The sequence below is a fragment of the Amycolatopsis sulphurea genome, from assembly GCF_002564045.1.
Classification (GTDB): domain Bacteria; phylum Actinomycetota; class Actinomycetes; order Mycobacteriales; family Pseudonocardiaceae; genus Amycolatopsis; species Amycolatopsis sulphurea.
Genome location: NZ_PDJK01000002.1, coordinates 4,186,306 through 4,211,341, shown reverse-complemented (window position 1 = coordinate 4,211,341; position 25,036 = coordinate 4,186,306). Strand labels below are relative to the sequence as shown.

At 67.7% G+C, this 25,036-nt stretch carries 24 protein-coding genes; 13 read left to right on the top strand and 11 right to left on the bottom strand.

All coding sequences use genetic code 11. From position 1 onward, the window contains the following. Positions 1–66: 66 nt before the first annotated feature. The 9 genes from ATK36_RS25485 to ATK36_RS34290 all read right to left on the bottom strand — a co-directional run bounded on the left by ATK36_RS25485 (position 67) and on the right by ATK36_RS34290 (position 7,358). Positions 67–1,647, bottom strand: coding sequence for a sugar ABC transporter ATP-binding protein (locus tag ATK36_RS25485; protein WP_098513804.1), 1,581 nt, complete (start codon positions 1,645–1,647; stop codon positions 67–69). A 10-nt stretch (positions 1,648–1,657) separates the two neighbouring features. Next, the gene (locus ATK36_RS25480) at positions 1,658–2,809 is read right to left on the bottom strand and encodes a sugar ABC transporter substrate-binding protein (RefSeq protein WP_098513803.1); all 1,152 of its coding nucleotides are present in this window, start codon (positions 2,807–2,809) and stop codon (positions 1,658–1,660) included. 181 nt (positions 2,810–2,990) lie between these two features. After that, positions 2,991–3,830 carry an SMP-30/gluconolactonase/LRE family protein gene (locus tag ATK36_RS25475; protein ID WP_098513802.1) on the bottom strand — a complete coding sequence of 280 codons (840 nt, stop codon included), beginning with the start codon at positions 3,828–3,830 and terminating at the stop codon, positions 2,991–2,993. Next, positions 3,830–4,729: a VOC family protein gene (locus ATK36_RS25470; protein WP_098513801.1), complete on the bottom strand. Its 900-nt coding sequence runs from the start codon at positions 4,727–4,729 to the stop codon at positions 3,830–3,832. Before ATK36_RS25470 ends, ATK36_RS25475 begins: the two co-directional genes overlap by 1 nt. Next, a complete protein-coding gene (locus ATK36_RS25465) occupies positions 4,726–4,941 on the bottom strand; it encodes an FAA hydrolase family protein (RefSeq protein ID WP_098513800.1) in 216 nt (71 codons plus the stop codon). The genes ATK36_RS25470 and ATK36_RS25465 overlap by 4 nt, the downstream gene beginning before the upstream one ends. Before the next feature lie 32 nt (positions 4,942–4,973). Beyond that, the gene (locus ATK36_RS25460; RefSeq protein ID WP_170069900.1) at positions 4,974–5,261 is read right to left on the bottom strand and encodes a putative quinol monooxygenase; all 288 of its coding nucleotides are present in this window, start codon (positions 5,259–5,261) and stop codon (positions 4,974–4,976) included. After that, positions 5,258–5,965 carry a creatininase family protein gene (locus tag ATK36_RS25455; protein WP_098513798.1) on the bottom strand — a complete coding sequence of 236 codons (708 nt, stop codon included), beginning with the start codon at positions 5,963–5,965 and terminating at the stop codon, positions 5,258–5,260. The genes ATK36_RS25460 and ATK36_RS25455 overlap by 4 nt, the downstream gene beginning before the upstream one ends. Before the next feature lie 52 nt (positions 5,966–6,017). Continuing rightward, positions 6,018–6,947 (bottom strand): fumarylacetoacetate hydrolase family protein, encoded by a 930-nt coding sequence (locus ATK36_RS25450; RefSeq protein ID WP_098513797.1) that lies wholly within the window; start codon positions 6,945–6,947, stop codon positions 6,018–6,020. Between the two features lie 285 nt (positions 6,948–7,232). Continuing rightward, positions 7,233–7,358 (bottom strand): hypothetical protein, encoded by a 126-nt coding sequence (locus tag ATK36_RS34290; protein WP_281259086.1) that lies wholly within the window; start codon positions 7,356–7,358, stop codon positions 7,233–7,235. Between the two features lie 157 nt (positions 7,359–7,515). Between ATK36_RS34290 and ATK36_RS25445 the strand changes: the two genes are divergently transcribed. The 4 genes from ATK36_RS25445 (at position 7,516) to ATK36_RS25430 (ending at position 11,002) form a co-directional block, all read left to right on the top strand. Further along, entirely contained in the window at positions 7,516–8,214 is a 699-nt protein-coding gene (locus ATK36_RS25445; RefSeq protein WP_098513796.1) for an FCD domain-containing protein, read from the top strand. A gap of 269 nt (positions 8,215–8,483) precedes the next feature. Then, positions 8,484–9,275, top strand: a complete 792-nt coding sequence (locus ATK36_RS25440; protein WP_098513795.1) for an enoyl-CoA hydratase-related protein — start codon at positions 8,484–8,486, stop codon at positions 9,273–9,275. A gap of 46 nt (positions 9,276–9,321) precedes the next feature. Next, positions 9,322–10,170 carry a fumarylacetoacetate hydrolase family protein gene (locus tag ATK36_RS25435; protein WP_098513794.1) on the top strand — a complete coding sequence of 283 codons (849 nt, stop codon included), beginning with the start codon at positions 9,322–9,324 and terminating at the stop codon, positions 10,168–10,170. 37 nt (positions 10,171–10,207) lie between these two features. Then, positions 10,208–11,002 carry an SDR family oxidoreductase gene (locus tag ATK36_RS25430; RefSeq protein ID WP_098513793.1) on the top strand — a complete coding sequence of 265 codons (795 nt, stop codon included), beginning with the start codon at positions 10,208–10,210 and terminating at the stop codon, positions 11,000–11,002. Positions 11,003–11,262: 260 nt separating this feature from the next. On the opposite strand, the gene ATK36_RS25425 is transcribed toward ATK36_RS25430, so the two are convergent. Next, positions 11,263–12,933, bottom strand: coding sequence for a helix-turn-helix domain-containing protein (locus ATK36_RS25425; protein ID WP_170069899.1), 1,671 nt, complete (start codon positions 12,931–12,933; stop codon positions 11,263–11,265). A 100-nt stretch (positions 12,934–13,033) separates the two neighbouring features. Here ATK36_RS25425 and ATK36_RS25420 point away from each other — a divergent pair, with 100 nt between their 5' ends. The 7 genes from ATK36_RS25420 to ATK36_RS25395 all read left to right on the top strand — a co-directional run bounded on the left by ATK36_RS25420 (position 13,034) and on the right by ATK36_RS25395 (position 21,638). Then, positions 13,034–14,587 (top strand): class I adenylate-forming enzyme family protein, encoded by a 1,554-nt coding sequence (locus ATK36_RS25420; protein ID WP_211291951.1) that lies wholly within the window; start codon positions 13,034–13,036, stop codon positions 14,585–14,587. Positions 14,588–14,713: 126 nt separating this feature from the next. Continuing rightward, the gene (locus tag ATK36_RS25415) at positions 14,714–16,408 is read left to right on the top strand and encodes a SulP family inorganic anion transporter (RefSeq protein ID WP_098513790.1); all 1,695 of its coding nucleotides are present in this window, start codon (positions 14,714–14,716) and stop codon (positions 16,406–16,408) included. 3 nt (positions 16,409–16,411) lie between these two features. Beyond that, a complete protein-coding gene (locus ATK36_RS25410; protein ID WP_098513789.1) occupies positions 16,412–16,795 on the top strand; it encodes a hypothetical protein in 384 nt (127 codons plus the stop codon). Positions 16,796–17,053: 258 nt separating this feature from the next. Then, the gene (locus ATK36_RS34285) at positions 17,054–17,188 is read left to right on the top strand and encodes a hypothetical protein (RefSeq protein WP_267901183.1); all 135 of its coding nucleotides are present in this window, start codon (positions 17,054–17,056) and stop codon (positions 17,186–17,188) included. Positions 17,189–17,282: 94 nt separating this feature from the next. Next, complete coding sequence (locus ATK36_RS25405) at positions 17,283–19,130, top strand: asparagine synthase-related protein (protein WP_098513788.1); 1,848 nt, start codon at positions 17,283–17,285, stop codon at positions 19,128–19,130. Between the two features lie 14 nt (positions 19,131–19,144). Next, on the top strand, positions 19,145–19,861 hold the full coding sequence (locus ATK36_RS33855) for a lasso peptide biosynthesis PqqD family chaperone (protein ID WP_098513787.1): 717 nt from the start codon (positions 19,145–19,147) through the stop codon (positions 19,859–19,861). A 22-nt stretch (positions 19,862–19,883) separates the two neighbouring features. Then, positions 19,884–21,638 (top strand): ABC transporter ATP-binding protein, encoded by a 1,755-nt coding sequence (locus ATK36_RS25395; RefSeq protein WP_098513786.1) that lies wholly within the window; start codon positions 19,884–19,886, stop codon positions 21,636–21,638. A 17-nt stretch (positions 21,639–21,655) separates the two neighbouring features. Here the strand turns inward: ATK36_RS25395 and ATK36_RS25390 are convergent, their stop codons facing one another. Next, positions 21,656–22,444 carry an alpha/beta fold hydrolase gene (locus ATK36_RS25390; protein WP_098513785.1) on the bottom strand — a complete coding sequence of 263 codons (789 nt, stop codon included), beginning with the start codon at positions 22,442–22,444 and terminating at the stop codon, positions 21,656–21,658. 314 nt (positions 22,445–22,758) lie between these two features. On the opposite strand from ATK36_RS25390, the gene ATK36_RS25385 reads away from it, so the two are divergent. Together ATK36_RS25385 and ATK36_RS25380 are read left to right on the top strand one after the other, a co-directional pair. Next, positions 22,759–23,856: a radical SAM protein gene (locus ATK36_RS25385; protein WP_098513784.1), complete on the top strand. Its 1,098-nt coding sequence runs from the start codon at positions 22,759–22,761 to the stop codon at positions 23,854–23,856. Between the two features lie 35 nt (positions 23,857–23,891). Further along, a complete protein-coding gene (locus ATK36_RS25380) occupies positions 23,892–25,031 on the top strand; it encodes a serine/threonine protein kinase (RefSeq protein WP_211291950.1) in 1,140 nt (379 codons plus the stop codon). Positions 25,032–25,036: the final 5 nt, after the last annotated feature.

Below are 25,036 nucleotides of genomic sequence, written 5' to 3'. Positions count from 1 at the left end.
ATCTCCCCGGCACCGGACTCCCCGGTCCGCGGCGAATCACTCGCGTCCCGCGTCTTCGTCAGACCCTTAGGAGCCATGCCGAACCTCCGTCGTGGTGAGCCCGTCCGAGGAAGCGCCGGCATCGAGCCCGAGTTCAGCGCGGACGAGTCGCGCCTCGGTCAGGTCCCCGCGGTCGATGGACTCGAGAATGCGTCCCGCTTCCAGCACCAGGACCCGATCGCACAGCGACACGAGCTCCTTGGTGTCCGAAGAACAGAGGAGGACACCGGCGCCTGCTGCCGCGGCCGCCGCGATCAACTGGTAGATGGACGCCTTGGCACCGACATCGACGCCCTGAGTCGGCTCATCGAGAAGCAGGACCAGCGGTTTCGTGCGCAGCCATTTGGCCAGCACGACTTTCTGCTGGTTACCGCCGCTGAAAAGCTTGAGCCGCTGGCCGGGATTCGGCGGGCGAAGCTCGACCGTGTCCACCCACCGCTGGGTTTCCGCACGCTCCGCTCGCCCGTCGAGGCGGCCCAGCCGCCGCCGAAGTGGACGCAGCAGCGAAAGCGTGAGGTTTTCCCGTACGTCCATGTCCATGACCGCGCCGTCCCGCCGCCGATCGGCCGGAACATAGGCAAGGCCGGCCTCGATCGCCGCCACCGGATCATCGGATACCAGCAGGTTTCCCGCGACATCGACCGTCCCCCGCGAACGATGAGCCGCACCGAAGATCAACCCGGCCAGCTCCTCGCGCCCGGATCCGAGGATCCCGCTCACGCCGACGATCTCACCGGCGCCGAGTTCGAGCGAAATGTCCTTGATCTTTTCGCCTGCGATCCCGCCGACGCTAAGAACCCGCCGCTGGGGCTGGGATGTTCTCGAGACGTCGGTGTTCGCGACCGCGCGGCCGGCGATCAGGCGAATCATCTGGTCGTGGTCGAGCGAGGCCGCCGGCTGGTCGGCGACGACACGGCCGTCCCGCAGCGCGACGACTCGGTCTGCGAGCCCCAACACCTCGTCCAGCCGATGGGAGATGAACACGACACCGGCCCCTTCGGCCGCTACCCGGCGCACCGCGCCGAACAGCACCTCGACTTCGTCGCCGTGGAAGGCGGTGGTCGGCTCGTCGAGCACGAGGACGTTCTCGGACCGAGTCCAGCCGTCCATGGCGCGGGCGATCGCCACGATCGCCCGTTCCGCCGGCGACAGGAGGGCCACGGGCGTCGTGGGATCGAACGCAGCGCCGAAACGAGCGATGAGGCGCCTGACTTCGTCCCGTTCCCGAGCGGTCCGGACGGGGCGGAACCCCCTTCCCTTCGCCGATCTGCCGAGCCCCATGTTCTCGATCGTGGTGAGCATGGTGATGAGGCCCAGGTCTTGATGGATGAAATGCAGGCCATCCCGGGCAGCGTTGTCGGCCAACGGTTTCCCGCTCGCGTCCCGGACCTCGATCACCGATCCGGGATCGGGCTGGTATACCTCGGCAAGGACCTTCACCAAGGTCGACTTGCCCGAGCCGTTGTGTCCGACAACGGCGACGATCTCACCGGCGCCGACGGTGAACGACACGTCATCCAGTGCCTTGAGTCCCGGAAAGGTCTTTGAAAGCCCGTCGATACGGAGCAGGGTCGCCCCGTTCGACGGCTTGTCTGCGATCGCCGGCATGTGGCTGCTCCTAGGGATGCCAGAGCGCGGTAAAGCGTTGGACGTAGTCCGGGTAGCCGGAGAAGCCGCGACTCGGATCGAACGTGATGTCGCCGCGCTCCAGGATCTGAATGGGCGAGTAGATTTCGCCTGCTTCAGGCTCTTGGCCCTGCATCAGACGCGCCCCGGCATCGACCATCGTCCAGGCATAAGTGGGGAGGTCGATCGCCACGCCCGCGGTCAGCTTCCCGGCCTTGATGTCCTGGAGATTCTCCGGTGTCGGAGCCCCACCGATGGTCGACACGTCGAGACCCGCGGCACTCATGGCCCCGGGGAGACCCTGGGCCATGTCCATCGTCGAAAAGACCGCGACGGTGCTACCGGCGTGCGCCTGCAGGTCGTTCACGATCGTTCGCGGAGCGGTCGTGCCGAACGTCGATACGTCGATCGGGACGTTGCGCACCGGGCAGCCCGGGCACAACTTGGCCATCTCGTCCTTGAAGGCCGTCCACATCGTCGGGGTGAAGGACAGCTGGGGCACGGTGTAGAACACGGCGTTCGCACTCGCGCCCTTGGTGGCGACCACCCAGTCGGCCATCACCCGCCCGTCCAGGGCGTTCATCTCCTCGCAGCCGTCGCAGAAGTCAATGCCGTACTGCTTCGCGCCGATCATGCCCGCACCGATGATCTTGGCTCCTCCCTCGCGGAGTGTCTGGAGCTTGCCCCCGAACTGCGAAGGGATGAACGCAGGCAGCAGGACGACCGCGGGCTTCATCGCGATGGCGCTGGAGGCGGCTGCCTGCACCGACGATGCCGTCTGGCCCGCCGGAATGGCGACGAACTGGCCACCGGCGGCCCGCACGGCCGGCTCCAGGAGAGAGCCGAGCAGGGCACCGATGGGGTCCGACGCCTGGAGATAGACGAACTTCGCGTCGGCAGGCACAGCGTGTTTGAGAGGCACCGTCACGGGGAACGGGCTCGGCTTGCCGGTGTATTTGGCGACGGCGGCCTTGGCTGCCGCCACATCGGCATTACCCGAGCCCCCGCCGGGGGCCGCGGCCGACGAGCCTGTCGACGAGTCACAGCCGGCCAGCAGAACAGTCGTGACCGCGATTGCGGCGGAGGCGGCGAAGAACTGCCGCGCTCGGAGGCATCTTCGTGTCTGGCGCTTCCTCAGGTCCATCAGGTCTCACTCTCCGATTCGGGCAAGCTGTCTTCGATGCGGGGATAGTCGCGGGCAGTTCGGGCGCGGCCTTGGTGACACGATCCCGACGTCGCCCTCCACCAGCCGCGCGGGCGCCAGACCCGTTGTCCCGCAACCGATGATCACGACATCGAATGTCCCGCCGCTGATCGTCTTTGAGTCAGTGCTGATTCCGGCCCTGGCTGAACCGGGTGACGCGCGCCTGCGTGCGCTGTTCGCGCACGGCCTCCATCACCGGGATTCCCGGATCGAGACTCGTCGCCGTGGTGGCGTAGAGATCGGTCTCGTCCTCGTTGAGACAACACGCGATCGCGAACCCGTCGACGTCGATCCGGTCGACGACGTCGCCGTCCCGGATGCGCAGGAACGCGTGACCGTTGGTCGCCGCGACCCAGACGGATCCGTCCCGGCAGGCCCAGATGCCGTCCGGGAGGTAGCGGGCACCCAGCTTTTCCTTGAGATCGAACCACCTTCGCCGGTCGCCGAGGTTCCCGTCCGGGCCGATCGTGAAGGCGGTGAGCCGGCCGGCGAAGGTCTCGGCCACGATCAGCGTGCGGCCCTCGTCGATCACGGCGAGGCCGTTGGGGAACACGAGTTCCCCGGCCGCGACGGAGGCGCTGCCATCGGGCCCGACCTTCAGGAGACGACCGGGTTCGTCCGGCGTCAGAACTTCGTCGACATAGACCGTCCCGCCGGGCAACGCGATCAGATCACCGAGCCGGCCGTCGACCAGCTTCGCCAGATCGGCGTGCACCGACCAGTCATGCCCGTCGAAGCGGTCCAGCCGCGGCACGTGCATACGCGCGGCGACGAGCTCGCCGGAGGGCAGGAAACCCGTGCCGTTGACCGGTGTGTCGAGTGGATGAACCCGCGTGCCGTCCGCGCCGATGACGACGAGCCGGCAGCCCTGGGTGTCCGACACCCACAGCCGTCCATCTCGCCACCGCGGCGACTCGGCCCAGACGAGCTCGGCGCCTTCCAGGACCAGTGCGCTCGACATCACGCGCTCTCCGTGCGATCGCGCGTTCCGGGCAGCAGCCCCAACTCGGCAAAGCCCTCCGGGGTGAGATGCGGACCCCACAGGGTCACCCACTTGTGCCCGTCGTAGGTCCACTCCCCCGGAGTGTGCCCGGCATCGTCGTAAATCCGTTCCATATCACAGTAGAACTCCTGGACGAGCCCACTCGGCTCCTGCACGTACGTGGCGATGTTGCGACCCATTCCGTGGCGCAGTGGCCCCCAGAGAACGGATTCGCCGCGAGCGTCGATCAGGTCGGCGATCGCCGCGACCTCGATCATCGTCGGATACTCCCAGGCACAGTGATGAATACGCCCACGCCCCGGGAACACGCCGATCCCGTGGTGATCCACGTTGCAGCGGAGAAAAACACCTTCTTCGATCCGGTCGGAGACCCGGAAATCGAACAGGCCGGTCAACATCCGCTCCATCCGCCGAGGTTCGGGAACGAAGAAGTTGAAATGCCCGAGCCGCCGCGGTCGCAGCACCCCGGCGGCGGAGCCCGGCTCGGTGCGCGTCATGCGGCTGTAGATCTCGAAGACGAACCCGTCCTCGTCCTCGAAGACGAACCCGTCTTCGACGCCGCGACTCACCGGGCCGTCGCTGATGATCCGCAGGCCGGCCGATTCCACCCGCTTGCGCGCCTCGGCAAGCGATTCCGCATTCGGAGTCAGGAGCCCGGCATGGTCCAGGGCGTCCTCCTCCGCCGCGATGTACTGGAGGCTGTGATGGGGTGTGCCATGGGTGAACCACAGCGCGTCGGCGGTGCGCTCGGTCAGGTGCAGGCCCAGGACATTCGTGGCGAACTCTTCCGCCGCGGCCAGGTCCCGGACCCGGAGCGCGACGTGGCCGATCTCGCTGATCACAGGAACGTTCATCATGCTGCCTTACTGGTGTCGGTGGCCGCGGAAACGCAGCGCGTGGTCTGGGTCCCGAGGCCTTCGATCGTGCACCGCACGACCTTGCCTTCGGTCGGATAAATGGTCCGAGCCACGGAGAAGACCCTCTGGTCGGTCGAAGAGCGCTGCTTGACCGCGCCATCCACCCGGGCCGCACGCGACCCACCATCCGTCCTGATCGTCGTCAGCCGCATCAACCGCTCCACTCTCCTCCCCGGCATTTGGCTCAGATGACCTGGTAATGGGCGAAACCCACCACTTCGCCGAGATGATCGGCGAAGGCCGCCCGATACTTCGCGAATGCCACCGTCTCCCGGAAAGCCTCGTGCGCCGCCACCGAGACCCACTGGATCCGCAATACGAACTCATCCGGACGCTCAATACAGCGTAAAGCTGCCGTTGCGAGACATCCCTCCGCCTCCGCGATAACCGACAGAGCTACCGGAAGCGCTCTGCCCATGTCGTCGGCCCGGCCCGTCTTGGCCCTCATCGTCGCAAGTTCGATGATGCTCATTTTCTCGCATTCCATCCGAAGCGGAGCTGTTCCCGAAGCAGGGCCACAGCCGTAGCCCATACCTTGTCGGCGTAGTGCTGTTCGAGCTGATAGGCACCTCCACCGGAGCCATCGCCCAGCAATTCCCGCGCGTGTTCCGGAGAAGCCGTCTGCAATGCGGCAGGTGGCACGAGAGGCTTGGCGCCGGCGGGTATCCCGACCCCATCGATGCGGACGTCGGCGAAATTCTCGACCCAGGAGGCGTGTCCCGCCTCGGCAAGACCCGTCGCCACCGACCATACCCTGGGGTCGGTGAACCAGCCGTGGAACATCACCTCTGCATCGGCGTGGGCCGCTCCCCATTCCTGCCCGAACTGGGCCGCCGGCGCGTTCCCGCCATGCCCGCTCAGCAGCACGATCCGCCGGAAACCTTGCCCATAAAGGGCATCGAGGACATCGGTGAGCAGCGCGACGTAGGTCGCCATCCGCAGGCCGACCGTCCCCGGGAACGCGCTGAAGAGCGGTGTCAGACCGAACGGGAGAACGGGAAGTACCGGCACTCCCTCGGATCGCGCCGCCTCGACGGCGCCCTTCTCGCAGAGTATCGCGTCGGTGCCGACGGAAAGGTAGGCATGCTGCTCGGTGGAACCGAGCGGCACCACGACCCGGTCGTCGTGCTCAAGGTATTTCTCGACCTGCATCCACGTGTGATCCCACAGCTTCACGGTACCTCCACAACGAGGCGATCTTCATTCACCGGAGTCGATTTTGTCTCTGCTAGTAGCCGCTGCTCAACCGTTCGGCTTTGACGCCTTCGACGACCCGCTGGCGGAGTTCGCCGAGCTGTTCCACGACCAGCCGCACTTCGTCCCCGGGCTGGAGCCAGCCACGGAAATTCCGGGGGTCGATCGAATAGTGCTCGAAAAGGCAGCCGGTCTCGACGGTGCCGGACCCGATGACGTCGCCGGCACGCAGGTTCGTACCGCGGGAGACATAGGTGATCATGTCGGCGAATCCCCAGTCGATCGTACTCCAGCGCCCGCGGGTGACGAGTTCGCCGTTGACATAACCGGTCATTTCGAGGTCGAAAGCATGGCCGGCGCGGAACGGTTCGAGTTCGTCGGGGGTGACGAGCATCGGCCCCAGCGTGTTGGCGGTGTCCTTTCCCTTCCCTGGGCCGAGGCGGAGCGGCATCTCGTTCAACTGCAGGTCCCGCGCACTCCAGTCGCAGAGGATCAGGTAACCGGCGATGTGCTCCTCGGCCTGTGCGAGCGGGATGTTGGCACCCGCTTTTCCGATCACCGCCGCGATTTCGAGCTCATAGTCGAACATCGTGCTGTCTGGCGCGATCGGCACGTCATCATAGGGGCCGATCACCGCGGCCGGATTCGAGAAGTAGAAGGGCGGGAACTGCAGGTGCCGATCGTCGACCGGCATATCCGCAGTCGCGGACAGATTGCGCAGATGCTGGAGGAAACCGGCACAGTCCCGTACCGAGCGTGGTTCGAGTGGTGCCCGCAAGGTGGCTTCCCGCAAGGGAACCACCTCGCTCGCCGACGCGACGACGCGTTCGGCATCGCGCACCGCGTCACCCCGTTCCAGCAGGTCGAGGAGCGTCAACCCCGGCTCGAACCCACACACTCGCCCCTCATCGACCACACCGGCACGGTCACCTCCGCCGGGCGACTCGTAGGTCACGAACCGCATCTCAGGCTCCTCTCCAGGCAACCGGTCACCAACCGTGTCGTTCGTTGCCAATCCGGCCACAGTCACGGCTTCCGGTTCGCGTCGCAACGGTTACGTACCGCGCGGGATCCGCCTGCGTTCGGCCGGATCGGCAAATCGCCGCCTGCCAGTTGATATCGGACGCCAGATCACATACCCGTTCTCACGGATGACGAGGCCGTCCCGAATATGGAAGCTGCACACCATGCGCTTCGCGGCCCGAGTACCCACCGGGGCGGCTGGGCCGGAAACCCAAGCTGTCAAAAGTCAGTTCCGGATCGCCGGAGACGCGATCAGGCGTCGTACCCGGTCCGGATTCTCCTGCTGGATGCGCCTGCGGACGGTGGGGAATCCCGGCCCGCCGCTGATCCAGGGGTTCTGCAACTGCGTCAACTCGCCTCCTCATTGAAGCTTGCCGCCAGTGGCGATGCGGACCGGCACGAGGCCGGCAACGCCCCATCTGCCACGCATCCTGCGCGCCCCACTTTCTCGTGTCAAGCCAACTTTAAAAAGTTGCGCTGAGATTGTCTGATCAGGTAGCGTTTCGACTATGGCCAAGCAGGGTAAGTCCGGCACTCGGGCGGACGAGCTGTACGAGCGGCTTCGGGCGGACATCTTCATGGCGCGCTTGAAGCCTGGGCAGCGGCTGAAGTTTCCCGAGCTGTGCGCGGAGTACGGCACGAGCGTGGGTCCGGCCCGCGAGGCGCTCACGAAGCTCACGGGCGAGAGGCTGGTGACGCTCCAGGCACACCAGGGCTACGCCGTGGCGTCCCTGTCCGCGGAGGAGCTGACCGACCTGACAGCGGCCCGGGTCGAACTCGAGAGTCTCACGTTCCGGCAGGCGATGCTGTTCGGCGACGACCACTGGGAGGCCGAGGTGGTGGCGACCCACCATCTGCTGGCTCGTCGCGAACCTCGAACCGCCGGGGAGGTCCGCGACGACGGCTGGTACCTCGCGCACGAGGCGTTCCATGCCGCGTTGCTCGCCGGGTGCGGCAACCGGCGTCTCGTCGAAATGGCGCAGGGTTTGCGCGCGGAGGCCGAGCTGTACCGGCGCTGGGCGACGCCCTTGAACGCAGTGAACGGCCGCAACCCGGCCGCCGAGCACCAGGCCCTCGCCGACGCAGCCGTCGGAAGAGACGTGGAGCGCGGCGCCGAACTGCTGCGCGACCACATCGCATTCACCACGCAAATGTTGCTGGCAAAGGAATATGGTCAATCGGCTCCGGCAGTGCCCTGCTGCGACTGATCGGCACACCCCGCACCGGATAGCGGAGTAACGCATTTCGCTCGGCGCACCACCGCTACCGGCGGCATACGCATCGACCCCCGCCTCGGAAACCCCTGCGAACTCCGGAATTCGGCACCCTGCACCTGGTAACCCGGCAAAGCCGGACACACCGGCATGCTCGAGCCGCTTTTCGGCGGTGCACCGCACGTGATCAGGCGATTCTCGCACATAGGAATACTTCGGCGTCGCTGATCACCCGGCGCACAATCTCCAAGGAGAGACTTGAGATGTATGACGACTACGAATTCCTCAAAGTTGAGCCGGGTGACGATCGGATCCTGCGCATCACCATGAACCGGCCGGACAAGCTCAATGCGTCCGGCGAACAGGGACACGGTGAGCAAGGCCGGATCTGGAAGGACTTCGACGCCGATCCCGACATGAACGTCGCGATCATCACGGGCGCGGGCCGGGCGTTCTGCGCCGGTGGAGACATGGCGGCGGGAAACGGGCCGCTCGAGGTGGACACGCGAGACGGCCGCGCCATCGTCCGGAACATGCTCGCCTGTCGCAAGCCGATCATCTCCGCGATCAACGGCGTCGCGGTCGGCGGCGGACTGGCGGTCGCGCTGTGCGCGGACATCACCCTTGCCAGCGAGCGCGCCGTGCTGATCGATGGCCACATCAAGATAGGTATGGCGGCGGGCGACCACGCCGCACTCATCTGGCCGATGTCGATCGGCATGGCCAAGGCCAAGTACAACCTTCTGCTCTGTGAGCACATCACCGGCCAGGAGGCCGCCGACATGGGACTGGTCGCGCGGTGCGTGCCCCACGACGACCTGATGCCGATCGCAGAAGGCATCGCCGCAAAACTGGCCCGCGGCCCGCAGTTCGCGCTTCAGGCGACCAAGGCCGCCGTCAACGGCTGGTACCACCACAACATCGCGATCTTCGAGCATTCGCTGTATGCCGAGGCGTTCAGCCGGACGATGCCGGACGCTCAGGCCGGCGTCGCCGCCGTGCTGAAGCACATCGAGCCCGAATTTCCCGGCGTGGCGAACGCCGACATGTACTAGCCACCCGTCGTATGCCCGTTTCTGATTTCGGAAAGGTGTGAATGTCATGAAGCTCGCCCGGGTGAAGTTCGAGGGCCGCGCCACGCCGGCGCTTGTCGAGGACGACCGGATCCGCTTGCTCGAGACCGAAAGTATCGCCTCTGCTTTGTCGCTCGTCGCGTCGGGACAGGATCTGCCCCTCGGCGCACGGATCCCGGCCGGGTCCGCGGAGTTGCTGGCGCCGATCGACAACGACGCCAAGTTCTTCTGCATCGGACTCAACTACTACACCCACATGGCGGAGGCGAAGCTGCCGAAGCCCCGGCATCCGATCGTGTTCTCGAAGTACCCGTCCGCATTGATCGGTCCTGCCGACGACGTCCTGCTCCCGAACACCTCGAAAATGGTCGACTGGGAGGCCGAGCTGGGCGTGGTCGTAGGACGCCGCCTGCGGGAGGCCGACGAGGAGCAGGCCGCCCGGGCCATCGGCGGGTTCACCGTGGTCAACGACGTCTCCGCCCGCGACTACCAAGTCCACGAATCGCAATGGATCCCGGGCAAGAACATCGAGGCCTCCACGCCGGTCGGGCCCTGGATCGTCACCGTCGACGAACTCGACCCGAACCCGGACCTCGCGTTGTCGACCCGAGTCGACGGCGAGGTTCGCCAGGACGGCCGCACGACGGATCAGATCTTCACACCGGCGCAGATCCTCGCCTACATCAGCGAATGGATCACCCTCGAACCGGGCGACATCGTCGCCACCGGCACCTGCGCGGGGGTCGGGCACTGCATGACTCCGCCCGTATACCTCGGCGCCGACCAGGTCCTCGAGACGACGATCGAACGGGTCGGCACGCTGACGAACCGGTGCGTCGGCGGGCGGGTTGTCGCCGTCGCGCCCGCATTGACGTGACACAACCGGCGCCACCACACGACTTCCGGAGACGATCATGACCTTCGACAGCACGATCGTGGTCACCGGTGCCGCAGGTGGGATCGGCAGCGCGGTCTGCCGCCTCCTTGCCGCGCGTGGCGCCAGGGTCGCGGCCCTCGACATGGCCGACCGCGACGGGCGTGCCCTTGCGGAGCCCGTCGCCGAGGCGATCCGGGCCGAGGGCGGTCAGGCGGTGGCCGCCGCGGCGGATCTGCGGCGGCCTGCCGACCTGGCCGCGGCGACGGCAGCCGTGGCCGACCGGCTCGGCCCGATCGGCGGGGTCTTCGCCAACGCGGGATTGCTACGACCGGGAACCAACGAGGACCTCGCGTCCGAGGACTGGCAGAAGTCCCTCGATGTCAACGTGACGGGGACGTGGAACACCGTGCGCGCCGCCCTGCCGCATTTCCGTCCCGAGGGGGGCGCGATCGTGCTCACCAGTTCCATCGCGGGCGCGACGGGGATGAGCGGCTACGCGGGTTACGTGGTGAGCAAGCACGCGGTCGTCGGGATGATGCGGTCCCTTGCCCACGAACTGGGGCCGCGGTCGATCCGGGTCAACACGGTCCACCCGACGTCGGTGAACACTCCCATGGTCAACAACCCCGACCACGCGGAGCGCCGGACGGGTAAGCGGGGTCCGGAGGGAATCGCCGCGCTGCGGGAATTCTACCGGAACCGCCACCTGCTCCCCGTCGCGTGGCTCGAACCCGAGGACGTCGCCCACGCGGTGGCCTGGCTCTTGTCCGCGGAGGCGCGCTACATCACCGGAGTGGCGCTGCCTGTCGACGCCGGGCTCCTCGCCAAATGATCGGTTCTCACACGCCGACGCTCGGGTAGCGCATCTTTGGCCACGGTCCCGACGAGCGCATGCGGAGCGTGTCGCTGGGCCGTCATCAGCCGCGTCCGCGGTATCCGCGAGGTGATCGACGAGCAGGTCACGTGCCGTCGCCTGGCTACAATCGAGGACATCGCGCGGGGCGCCGAGTTCCCTGAATCCGTGTCCCCACAGCCGGGCACACTCAGCACACCTGGGTCGATTGTGGAGCCGAGCCGCACGCGCTGGTCGGTTCAATCCTGGGGAAGGCCGGCGGACCGTTCGTCGGGAAGGCTTCGCAGAAGATCCGCCAGCCGGAACGCGAGGGTGATCTCGAACCGCGTTTCCCAGGGCTGAAGCGGCCTTCCGAGCAGGTCGGCGATCCGGGCGAGGCGATACTTCACCGTGCTGACATGGACGTGGCACCGGCGCGCGATGCGCTGATGGTGGCCGTCCTCCTCGATGTAGGCACGCAACGTGGTGAGCAGTTGCGCGCCCCCGGCGTCTTCGTGCGCCGCGACCGCGCCGAGCACGTCCTCGACGAACGAGCGCGCATTCGTGAGGTCCCGGATATCCAGCATGAATCGCAGCGGCCCCAACGCCGACCCGTGGATCACGCGCGCCTGATCATGACTGGCCTGCCTCGCCAGCCGCGAGCAGGCCGCGGCCTCGCGAAAGCCCTCGGCGACGGTGGACCGGCCCGCACTGGTCCCGATCCAGACGACAGTGCCGCCCGCGGCCCGCACGAGGAGGCGGACGAACCGGTCGAGGTCATGCCCGTCGCCGATCAGCGCGACAACGCCGCGATCACCGCGCTGCCCACTCAGCGTGGTGTGCCGGTCGACGCCGGCATCGTGCGAGGTGATCACGCGCTGGACGAGCGCGCGCAGCGCCGGTGGTTCGAGTCCGGACGCTTCGATGACCACGATCACGCACGAACCGCCGAGATCGATCCCGAATCGCTTGGCCCGGGCCACCAGTTCGCCGGAGCGCGCGTCGCCGGTTTCGAGAAGCTGTTCGAGCAGCTCCCCTCGCAGGCGCCATTCGACGTCCTGGGCGGCCTCGTGCTTCATCAGCTCCAGGGCGAGCACCGTGGCCCCATGGGATAACGCGTTCTGTTCGAGCTCGCTGAGCGGGGCGTGACCGAACACCGTGATCCGGCCGACGTCTGCCTCGTTCCTGCGGACCGGAACCACTGCGGTGACTGCCGTCTCGCCATCGCCGTCATCGGCCGGCCCGCTGAGGATCTCGAACGGCGGGACGACTCGTTGTTCGAGAAGCAGCCGCCTTCCGGTGAGCTCGCCGAGCGCGCGCACGACCCGGTCGACGCCGATGTCGGACATCGCCGCCTCGCCCAGCGCGCGGTGAATCTCGAAGGTGGCCTCGAGCGTGCGGGTCTTGTCGAGGAGGCTGCTGTAGAGGCGGCCATTGCCGATGGCGACCGACGCCTGAGCCGCCAGCGCCGTGACGATGGAGACATCGGCGGGCGTGAAGTCCGTCGGTGTGCGGTTCGCGGCATAGAGCACACCGACAACGCTGCCGCCGCGCAGCATCGGCGCGCAGACGACCGAGGCGACTCCTTCGGCAAGCATCGCGTCGCGCACCGGTCCCGGCGACGCCCATGAGGCGTAGTCGGAAATGACGACGGGGCCGCGACGTTCGAGAGCGGCACCGCCCAAGCCCTCGTCGTGCGCGATCTCCATGGTGGCGAAGTCGGCACCGGTGACGCCGTAGCTGACGGCCACGCGCATCCGGGAAGTGGCTTCGTTGAACAGCGAAAGCCACCCGATGTCGGTGCCCAGCAGCCGTGCGGCGTTGCGCGTCGCCAGGTCCAGCACGCGCGGGAGGTCGATCTCCTCGGCCTGCAATTCGGTCCCGAGATCGACCAGCGTGCGCAGGATGTCCAGCGGCGGGTCGGGGTTCATCGGCCTGAGTATGCCGTTGTCTCTCCGGTACGAGCAAGAGCCCGGGTTTTCACCTCGCGGAGCCATGTCGCCGCGCCGGGCCGCCCTCGATACTTCGGTGGTGGAATCGCTGGCAGACTGGACGACCCTGGCCCACCGATGGACGCTCACCACGGTGGCGGCGCCCGACGCGACCTTCCTCGAATACGCACCATCCGACGGGGCGGTGGTCGCGTGGACCTACCGCGAATTCGACACCGTGGTCGAGCAGGTCCGCCGTGCGATCGCCACGTACGGGCTCCGCCGGGGCGACTGTATCCAGCTGATCCTGCCCAACTGCCCCGCGTTCATCGCCATCCTGCTCGCGGCCGCCCGCGGCGGCTGGGTCATCCTCCCGTGCGACCCGCGCAATACCGCCGCCGAATTGGCGAAACAGGCGGCTCGCGTGAAACCCGCACTCGCGGTCTGCGGTACCGCGCAGGCCCCCGCTTACCGCGCCTCGGAATCCGCGGCACCCGTCGTCATCGTCGAACCGGACGACGGAACCCTGGCCCCGCTGCGCACTTCCGAGGGCATCGATCCGCAACCCGTATCGGTAGCGCCACTGGACAAACTGGCGCTGATGTTCACGTCGGGCACGACCTCGGCACCCAAGATCGTGGAGCTGACCCAGGCCAACTACGCCTTCGCCGGCGATGTGATGGCAGCCGCCTCCGGTCTCCGGGCCGGGTCGCGTTTTCTCGTCGTACTCCCGCTCTTCCATGCCAACGCCCAGTACTACTCGATTTCCGCGGCCATCTCGGTGGGCGCGACCGTGGTCCTCGTCGGCTCGTTCTCGGCATCACGGTTCCTGGACCAGGCCGAGCAGTCGCGAGCCACGCACGTATCCCTGTTCGCGGCACCGATCCGGATGATTCTGGCCCGCGCGGAACCGACGCCTTTATCGCTGCCGCTGGAGAACGTGTGGTTCTCCCAGAACCTCACCGATGACGAGTTCGAACGGTTCGCCGCCCTCGTCCGCTGCCGGCCCCGGCAGATCTACGGAATGACCGAGACCGCCCCGGCGGTACTCATGAGCCGGCGACTGAACCTGACGAAAATGACGTTGGGAACGCCGACGCTGGGCTGTCACGTCCGCCTCCGCGACCCGGACAGCGGCGAGCCGGTCACCCCCGGCGAGATCGGCGAAATCCAGGTCGGCGGGTTTCCGGGGCTGTCCCTGTTCGCCGGGTACCGCGACAATCCCACCGCGACCGCCGCCGCCCTGCAGGAGCCGGACGACAGCGGGTTCACCTGGCTGCGGACCGGAGATCTGGCACGCCTCGATGCGCACGGCGAGGTGGTGTTCGTCGGCCGCAGCGGCGACATGCTCAAAGTCGCCGGCGAGAACGTATCCGTCGTCGAACTGGAATCGATGCTCGTCGACCATCACGACGTCCTGGACGCCGCGGTCGTCGGCATGCCGGACCCGGTACGCGACGAGGTGCCCGTGGCTTTCGTAGTCCCGACGGCCGCCGCGCCGTCCAGCCTGCCGGATGATCTGATGCGGTGGTGTGAGCAGCACCTTTCCGGTCCGAGGCGCCCGCGTGAGATCCACATCGTCGACGAGCTCCCGCGAACCGCGGTGGGCAAGATCCAGCGCTTTCGCCTTGCCACCCACGCGATCCGGAAATAGACCATCGAGCGTGGCGAATCACCGGCTGTTGTCGTTACCGTCTTCACGCCAAGCCGGCATACCAGCCGGCCACCCCATCGCGGCGAGAAGCTGCGTTGGCGCCGGCCACCTGGGACAATCGCTCGGATGACCCATCAGGACTCGCCGGCGCCGAGTCCGGCCCGGCGAATCCCGGTGCTGGCCGGTGTCTTGCCGATCGGGCGGCGTGCCCTGGGTTCCGACGCGCTGGCGGGTGTCACGCTGGCTGCGCTGGCCATCCCGGAAGTGATGGGTTACGCCAAGATCGCCGGGATGCCGCCGGTCACCGGGCTGTACACGATGCTCGCGCCGGTGGTGCTGTTCGCGGTGTTCGGCGCGTCGCGGCACCTGGTGGTCGGCGCGGACTCGGCGACCGCGGCGATCCTCGCCGCCGGCCTGGCCGGTTCGGCCGCCCCCGCTTCGGCGGCCTACGTCCGGCTCGCCGGCACGGCCGCGTTGCTGGTCGGCGCGATGCTGCTGCTGGCCCGGCTGATCCGGCTCGGTTTCCTGGCCAATTTCCTGTCCCGCACGGTTCTGATCGGCTTCCTCACCGGCGTCGGCATCCAGGTCGCGGCGGGGCAGCTGCCCGACATGCTCGGTGTGCACGCCGAGGGCGGCCAGACCGTGCCGAAGCTGATCAACCTCGTTCGCGCGCTCGGCCACATCAACGTCACGACCGCGTTGGTGTCCGCGGCAGTGGTGGTCGTAGTCGTCGGGGTCCGCCTCGTGGCCAAGAGAGTGCCCGGCGGGTTGATCGCCGTCGTCGGCGCGATCGTGGTCAGCAAGGTTGTCGACCTCTCCGCCCACGGGGTCAGCGTGCTGGGGTCGGTTCCGCAGGGCATGCCGCACATCGCGCTGCCCACCTTCGACCTGTCCGAGATGTCTGCCTCGCTCGGCACCGCGGTGTCGATGTTCGTGGTGATCCTCGCCCAGAGTTCCGCGACCTCGCGCGCCTACGCCGCCCGCTATGGGGAAACCGCCGACGAGGACGCCGACCTCGTCGGCCTCGGCACCGCGAATGTGGGCGCGGCGTTCACCGGCACGTTCGTCGTCAACGGCAGCCCCACCAAAACGCAGATCGTGGACGGCGCGGGCGGCCGCAGCCAGATCGCTCCCCTGGCTGCCGGCGTGGTCACCGTCGTGGTGCTGGTCCTGCTGACCGGCCCGCTGGGCGCACTGCCACTCGCGGCACTGGCCACCGTGGTGTTCCTGATCGGCATCGACCTGGTCGACATCGCCGGGCTGCGGCGCATCTTCCGGGTTCGGCGCGCGGAATTCGTCGTGGCACTGCTGACCGCGGCCGCCGTCGTGTTCACCGGCGTCGAGCAGGGCGTCGTGCTGGCGATCATCGTGTCCGTCGTCGACCACCTGCGGCACAGCTACCACCCGCACAGCGGTGTTCTGATCAAATCACCGGCCGGCCACTGGCAACCCGAGCCGGTCACGCCCGGCCGCCGAACGGCCGAAGGCATCATTGTCTACCGCTTCGGCAGCAGCATGTATTTCGCCAACGCCATGCGCTTGAGCACCGACGTCACCACCCTGCTCACCAACAGCCCCACCGTGCGCTGGTTCTGCCTCGACTGCGTCGCCGTCGGCGACGTCGACTACACCTCGGCCGACGTCCTGGCCGCGGTCGCCAGACGCCTGCACACACACGGCAGCCGCCTCGTACTTTCCGGCGTCCTGCCCGAGGTCCGCGAGCAACTCGACCGGTACGGACTGACCCGGACGATCGGCGCGGACAGCTACTTCGACACCGCAGGCGCCGCACTGGACGCGTTCGACAAGAGAAGGGCCTGACCCATGACCACCGTGACCTGGCTCGACGAGCCCCAGCACCACGACTACCCGGCCGCCGCCTCCTATCTCGCCCTGATCGCCGAAACCGACCTCGTCGACCATGTCGTCGAGAAGCTGCGGGACAGCCGCAACGCCGCCTTCTTCAAGGCCAAGGACATCCTGCGCGCCGCCGCGCTCGCCCTGCTCCCGGCCGACGACCCCCACGTGCACTCGGACCTGCGCAAAATCCACGACCACAAGGATCTCTCGCCGATCCTGCTCGTCCGCGGCGACCTGCGCGCCGGTATCGCATTGCAGATCGCCGACGGCTATCACCGAGTGTGCGCGAGCTACCACACCGACGAGAACACCGACATCCCTTGCCGCATAGCGTCGATTACTCGTTGACGCGGGTCGCACTCACCCCGCGGGTCCAGGGCTGTGAAGGGGTCCTTCACAGCCCTGCCCTGGGGGTGATGACCGCCCAGAGTGGATCAGCTGCCCGGATCGGGGGCATGTGAACGGACCGCGCCGGTCGCTACCGGTAATGCTGATCACTCACCCGGTTAGAGCAGGGGGAAGCGCCGTTGCCTTGGTGTGGCGGGCAGTCAAGGGTGAGGAGTCGTTGCGGTCACCCGGACCGCTGCGAACGAAAGAGGCGAGTTCATGACCAAGAAGGCAACCCCGAAACGCTACGTGCCGCCGATCGCCGCCAAGGCCGGTCGAGTCGCCACCGACACGCTCGGCACGATCCACTTGAAGAAGGACGCGACCACGATCGGCTTCAAGAAGCCGCACTGATCCGGTGAGTGCCGGCGAGGGGGGCGGGGCGTGTCCCCGCCCCCCTCGCGCACCACCGTCGTCCCGGCCGAAGTTCTCGCTTGTGAGGCAGTCCATGTACGAGTTGACCAACAGCCTGATCGTGGTGCCCGACTCGCCGGGTGGTACCTGGGCGAGCGGGCGGATTCCGCACCAAGCACCGGAAATCGTGGCGCATCCGTCCGGGCGGCCGTGGCTGGTGGGCCACTGGTCGCCGGATCAGCTGGTGGTGGGCGGGGCGGGCGCGGTCCGGATCGCGATCTTCGGGTTCGGCCCGATCAGTGCCGAGCGCCTGGCCGTCGCGGCCGGAAGAGTGGAGACTCCGGCGGATCTGGACCGCCTGGCGCGGGCGTTGCCGGGCAGCGCGCACCTCGTGGCGTCGGTACGCGGGCAAGTCCGGTTCCAGGGCACGCTCACCGGCACGCGCCCGGTGTTCACCACCCGGATCGACGGTGTCCCGGTCGCCGCTGACCGGGCGGACGCGCTGGCGGTAATGGCCGGCGCCGACCCGGACGAGGACATGCTCGCGGTCAACATCGCGTGCCAGCAGCTGATCCCGCCGATGAGCGAGCGGAGCTGGTGGCGCGGGGTGGATCGGGTCGCCCCGGATTCCTATCTGCTGATCCGCGAGGACCGGGCGGCCGAAGTCCGCTGGTGGAACCCGCCGGATCCGGTCCTGCCCGTGCAAGTCGGGGCCAAGAGGGTACGGGCGGCGCTGCGGGAGGCGGTGGCATGGCGCAAACCGGCCGGCCGGGTATCGGCCGACCTGTCCGGCGGGATGGACTCCACCACGCTGTGTTTCCTCGCCGCCGAGCACACGCCCGATCTCATCGTCTTCCGCCGGACCGAAGGCAGCGCGATCAACGACGATCCCTTCTACGCCGGGCACGCCGCGCGATTGCTGGACCAGGCCGAGCAGATCGAACTGCCGGCGGGCACCGGTCCCCCGGTCTTCACGCCGCCGTATTCGCTGCCGGACACCGAGGCGCCGCACGCGCTGGTCCGGGGCATGAACACGATCCGGCACCAAGTGCGTTACCTGGTCGAGCGCGGCTGCACCCTGCACCTGGCGGGGCACGGCGCGGACGAGTTGTTCACCGGCAGCGCCGCGTATTTGCACACTCTCATCCGGCGTCAGCCGGTGACGGCGTTGCGGCATCTGCGAGTGCACCGCGCGCTGGGCCGGTGGCCGCTGCTGCCCACAATGGCCGCGCTCTGGGACAACCGTGACCTGCGCACGTGGTGGCGGGACAGCGCCGCCGCCCTCACCGCCCCACCGCCACCGCTGACCGGCCCGAAAGTCGGCTGGGCCTATGCATTGCGCCCGTCGCCGTGGGCCACCGGCGACGCGGTGAGCACGGCGCGGCGGGTGCTGCGCGGCATCGCCGCCGAAGCGGTACCGCTGGCGAGCGACCGGGGCCAGCACGACGCACTGACCAGCCTGCGTTTCGCCGGTCCGTTGCTACGGCAGGTCTGCCGGGAGTACGCCGCGGGCGGGCTACGGCTGGATCTGCCCTATTTGGACGATCGGGTCGTCGAAGCCGCCCTCTCGGTCCGGCCCTGCGAGCGGTACACACCTTGGCAGTACAAGCCGGTGCTGGCCGAGGCGATGCGCGGCCAGGTACCGGACATGATCCTCGACCGCCGCACCAAGGGCGACTACGAGGAGGAGGTCTGCCGGGCGTTGCAGGACCACGTGCCCGACCTGCTCGACCACTTCGCCGGCTCCGCGCTGGCGGCCCGTGGGCTGATCGACCTCGACGCACTGCGGACCAGTCTGTACACCCAGAGCGGATCCGACCACGACGACGTGACACCCAATCTCGAAATGACGCTCGGCTGCGAGACGTGGCTGCGCGAGACCGGGGCCGTCCGGCGATCCGGTCCGGCTCCGTCCACCGACACCGAAATCCCCGTGGGCTGATTCAGGGAGACTGATTGAGCACGCCCTTCGCCGCACCCGAACGGGTCCGGCTTCCCTTGCGTACCAGGCTGTCGTCGCTGATGGCCATCGCGGCGGCGACCCCGCTCACCCGGCTGCCGCCGAGGCTTCTGCGCCCGATTCTGGAACTCGCCAGCCGCCGCGCGCGGCCGGCGTCGGCCGCACAGACTTCCGCCGCCCGCGAGGCGATCGTCGCGAGCAGCATCCGGTGCGCGGTCAACGGGTGCTTGAAGCGCTCCATCGCGACCGCATTGCTCTGCCGCACCCGTGGGGTGTGGCCGACCTGGCAGCTGGGCGCGCGCACCATGCCTTTCGGTGCGCATGCCTGGGTGGAGGCCGAGGGCACCATGATCGGCGAGCCCGTTCCCGAGGGCTACTACGTACCGCTGATCACCGTCGCCCCACCGCGACCGGAGGCCCCGCGCGGACGCTGGCGAACAACCGGCGGTACCGGAATCCTGCGGTTGCACCGCGACGCACTCACCGCCGACACCGGTGACGGCGCCGTTCTGCTCAACCAGCGGACCGGGCACTACTGGCAGCTCAATCACACCGGCGCCGACTCCCTCCGGCGGCTGCTGGCCGGGCAGTCCGTCCAGGACGCCGCCCACGACTACGCCGCCGAATACGGCATCGAGCCGTCCGAAGCACACCAGGACATCACCGCGATGACCGGCCAGCTGCTTGAGGCCGGCTTCCTGACCCGCGCGTGACCACTGCTTCCCGGGGAGAACGATGTTTCGCCATCTCTGGCGGATGACCACCGGGCAACGCGCGGCGCTCACCGTCGCGATGCTGCTCATGACCGCGTCGGCCGGATTCGGGATCGCGCAGCCCATCGCGATGAAAGCGGTGATCGACGCACTCTCCGGCGGCCGGCTCGTCATCGCCTTGATCATCGGTCTCGTCGTCCTGCTGCTCCTGCAAGCGCTGGTCGGTGCCTGGGGCTCGTTCCTGCTCGAACGGACCGGCGAACGGTTCCTGCTGCGCTTGCGGACGACGCTGTTCGATCACCTGCTGCGCTTGACGATGCCCGCCTTCGGCCGGTTCCGCGTGGGCGATCTGCTGTCGCGGGCGTCCACGGACGTGATCCTGGTGCGGGAAGCCGTCACCCGGGCGGTCGTGGAGATCACGGCGAACGTGATCATGACCGTGGCCGCGTTCACGATCATGTTCCTGATCGACCCGGTGCTGATGTGCGTGGTCCTGGCCGTGCTGGTGCTCGGTGCCGTCGTGATCACCGTGACGGCGACCAGAATCGGGCGGGTGTCGCTCCGGCTGCAATCCGCGGTGGGGACGATGACCGCCGACCTGGAGCGGGTGCTCGGGGCCATCCGCACGGTACGGATCAGCCGCGCCGAACACCGCGAGACCCGGCACCTGCAAGCGCTGGCGCAGGAGGCCTACCTGGCCGGAGTGCAGAGCGCCCGCCTGACCTCCGCCGTCGGTCCGATCATCGAGACCATCGTGAACGGCGCCTTCGTCCTGGTGTTGTTCGTCGGCGCTGTGCGGATCAGCCAGCACGAACTCGCGCTCGGCTCGCTGGTGGCGATCCTGCTCTACGCCAACCAGCTCGTGCTGCCCGTCGCCCAGCTCGTCGAAGGCATCACCACGGTGTACAAGGTCAAAGGCGCCGCCGAACGTACCCAGGAAATTCTCTGCCTACCGGTCGAAGGACCCGCAACCTCCCCTCGCGCCCGCCCCGCCGCACCCGCCGCCCGGCAACCGGAACCGCCCGTTCTCGACGTCCACGGCCTGCACTTCGGTTACACCGCAACCACTCCGGTACTCCGGGACCTGACCTTCGCCATCCCGCAGCGCTCGCTCGTGGCGCTGGTCGGCGCGTCCGGTGCGGGCAAGTCCACCACCTTCGCCCTGATCAACCGCTTCTACCAACCGTGGCAGGGCACCATCCGCCTCGGCGGCGAGGCCTCAGCCGACCTCGACCTCCCTTCCTGGCGCGAACGCGTCAGCTGGGTCGAACAGGACTGCCCGATCCTGCACGGCACCCTCCGCGACAATCTCCGCTACGCCGCCCCCGACGCCGACGACGAGGCCCTCTGGCACGCCGTCGACCTCGTCCGGCTGCGCGAGAAGATCGAAAGCCTGCCCGCCGGGCTCGACTCCCCCGTCGGTGAACGCGGCGCTTGCCTTTCGAGCGGGGAACGCCAGCGCCTCGCCATCGCCCGCGCCCTGCTGACCCAGCCACGCCTGCTGCTACTGGACGAACCCACCGCACACCTCGACCCGATCACCGAAGCGGCCCTGACCGGCACCCTCGACGAGCTCCGCGGCGAATGCTCCCTACTGGTGATCGCCCACCGGATCTCGACCATCCGCTCTGCTGACCAGATCATGGTGCTGGACAACGGAACCATCCAGGCCACGGGCACCTATGCGGAGCTGATCGACTCCGCCCCCGGGTTCACGCGCCTCGCCAACGCGGGTCGCCCGGCGCGCGGCTGTGAAGGGGCCCTTCACGGACTCTGAGTCCGTGAAGGGCCCCTTCACAGCACCCCGGACAGCCAGCGCCGGACCAGCGCGCTGAATCCGGCCGGATCGTCGTGCTGAGGGAAATGTCCCGTGGTGGGCCACTCCACGACTTCGTCGTGGGGGCCGTGCGGCAGGGCGCGGTCCCAGGCGGCGAAGGTGGGAGAAGCGCCGCCGTAAAGGCTCAGGATCGGGCAGCGCCGACGGGAAAGGTAGGACTGGCCGACGACTTCTCGACCGAGGGCGTCGGGGCCGGCGAAGAGCTGTTCGTAGACATCGGCGATCACGCGCAGTGGAGTCCCGGCGAGTCGTCGGCGTCGCCAGACCTCCAGCCACGGTGGGGAATCGGGCGCGGGGAAGGTAGCGAACACTTGCGCGGCGGCCGAATACGGATCGGCGCGCATTGCTTCCAGGGCGGGTTCGAGTAAATCGTCGTGCCGGCCTTGGGCGGGTTCCACGAGGACGAGGGCATCGACGAGCGCGGGCTCCTCGACGGCGAGGGCGGAGGCGACTGCTCCGCCAAGGGAATGCCCGATCACCACGGCTGAAGGCACGTCGCAGGCACGCAACAGGGTGGCGGCGTCGGCGGCGAGGGTCTTCGCGTCATACGGTCCGTCCGGTACCGACGAGCGGCCATGACCGCGGTGATCGGGCACGAGAACGCGATGATCGGCGATCAGGTCGGCGGCGAGCGGGCTCCAGTCGGTGCCGTCGCCTGCCCAGCCGTGCAGTAACAGAACAGCGGGGCCGGTTCCCTCGTCGGTAGCGAAGAGCTCCACCTCGGGCCGGACAGCAAAGTAGGGCATGAATACTCCTGTCGCTCACATGAGCACGGCTGCCGCGAGTGGGGCCGGACCTGCGGTTTACCGCACCAAGGAGAAATACTCTTATTCAATCGTGCGACCAGCCAAAAGAATTAACTGTGACATGAGTCACCGGCCCAACCGGCTAACGCATACGGTAGGCGAAATCTTTCCTGTTCACGGCGCCGGATGCAGTACTCCGGGCGTCACCCGATCGGCGGGTCAGCTTGATCGTCACCGATGGTAGTGTCCCATCTCGGTTTATCGCGGAAGTCGGTTTCGAAATCCGCGATACAAGAACCGAAAGGTGCGAGTCTGTGACGATTGATCGCCTCGATCTCACCACGAAGCTGTATCAGCCTTCCATTTTTCCCGAAGTGGCCAGAGTGGCCGGAGGAGAACGGTCGAAAAGTCCGACAGTGGTCGATCTCGACCCCACTACCTTCTGCGATCTGGCTTGTCCGGAATGCATCAGCGGGAAACTTCTCAATCAGGGGCGATTCAGCGCGCAGCGGCTGGAGGCGCTGGCCGGCGAACTGGTGACGATGGGCGTCAAGGCGGTCATTCTCATCGGCGGCGGCGAACCGCTGGCCCATCGGGGCACCCGTTCGGTCATCCACACGCTCGGCGAGGCCGGTATCGCGCTCGGCGTGGTGACCAACGGCACCATGATCGAGCAGAACCTGCCCGGCCTGGCCCGATACGCCTCCTGGATCCGGGTCTCCATGGACGCGGCGACCACCGAGACGTACCGGCTGTTCCGCCCCAACCGCAAGGGGGAGAGCGTCTTCGACCGGGTCATCGCGAACATGCGCCTGTTCGCCGGGGCCAAGACCGGCGCGCTGGGCTACTCGTTCCTGGTCATGTCCCGCGAAGAATCCGACGGCACCGTCGTCAGCAATCACCACGAGGTGCTCCAGGGCGCGGAGCTGGCCAAGGACATCGGCTGCGACTACTTCGAGGTCAAGGCGATGTTCGACGAGCAGCACCACATCGTCGGGATCTCCGAGCATATGCGGGAATCCATCGACACCCAGATCGAAAAAGCCCGATACCTGGAAAGCGCGGACTTCCAGATCATCAACTCCTCCACCCTCACCTCCCTCCAGGAACGGGAAGGACCGATCCAGGAAAAGGAATACCGGACCTGCCGGGTCACCGAATTGCGCACGCTGGTGACCCCGTCCGGCGTCTATGTCTGCCCTTATCACCGGGGCAACCCCGCCGCCCGCCTCGGCGACGCGGTGACCGAAAGCCTCGTGGACATCTGGCAGAAATCCGACCGGTCGATCGTCGACCCCAGCCGGGATTGCCGCTTCCATTGTGCCCGGCACCGGTCCAATCTCGAAATGGACGAGATCGCGGCCGGGCGGGGCCGAGCGGTACTGGACAACGACACCGACCTCTTCATCTGATGGGCAGCCCTGCCGCGGAAAGGACCTTCACCACTGTGTCGACGACCGAGCACCTGACCCGAGTCAACTCCTGGAACGGCTGGGACCCGCTCCGGCACACCATCGTCGGACGCGCCACCGGGACCGTGGTGCAGGCGCCCGAGGCCGCCGTACGCCGGGACTTCCCGGAGGACGGGTTCCCGCTGGGCACCTACGGGCCGATGCCCGAGGAGATGACCGCGGAGGCGAACGAGCAGCTCGACAACTTCGCCGAAATGCTGCGGCGCCGGGGAATCCGGGTCGATCGGCCCACTCCCCTCGACTTCACCCAGCAGGTGCACACCCCGGACTGGACGCACGACTCGATGTTCGGCTGCATGCCGCCCCGGGACGTGCTCATCACGGTCGGCACGGAAATCCTCGAAGCCACGATGAGCTACCGGAGCCGCTGGTTCGAATACCTCTGCTACCGGCCGCTGCTGCAGTCGCTGTTCGAGGACGATCCCGCGATGCGCTGGGAGGCCGCGCCCAAGCCCCGGTTGACCGACGCCTCCTACCACGAGGATTTCTGGGACTACTACAACACGCTCAGCACCGAGGACCAGCTGGACCGCGTCGCCCGGCACGATCTGGTGCTCACCGAGGAGGAGCCGCTGTTCGACGCGGCCGACATCGCCCGGTTCGGCAAGGACCTGTTCGTCCAGCTCTCCCTGGTCACCAACCGGAAGGGCCACGACTGGCTCCAGCGGCACTTCCCGGACCTGCGGGTGCACGCGGTCACCTCCACCAACACCCATCCCCTGCACCTGGACTCCACCTGGGTGCCGCTGCGCCCCGGCCTGGTGCTGCACTGCGGTGAGCGGCTGGCCGACGACGAGCTGATGAAGTACTTCCACCTCAACGACTGGGAGGTCGTGGAGGCGGTGCAGCCGGTCAGCTGGGAGCATCTGCCGCGGCTGTCCTTCTGCAGCCCGTGGCTGGCGGCGAACATGTTCAACATCGACCAGAACACGATCTGCGTCGAGGAGAAGGAAGTACGCATCGCCGAGCAGCTCAGTTCCCTCGGGTTCGAGATCGTCCCGGTGCCCTTCCGCGCGGTCGGCCCGTTCGGCGGCGGCCTGCACTGCTCCACAGTGGACATCGAGCGCGAGGGCGGCATGGAGGACTACTTCCCCCGCCGCAGCGGGCGATTCTGAGCGGG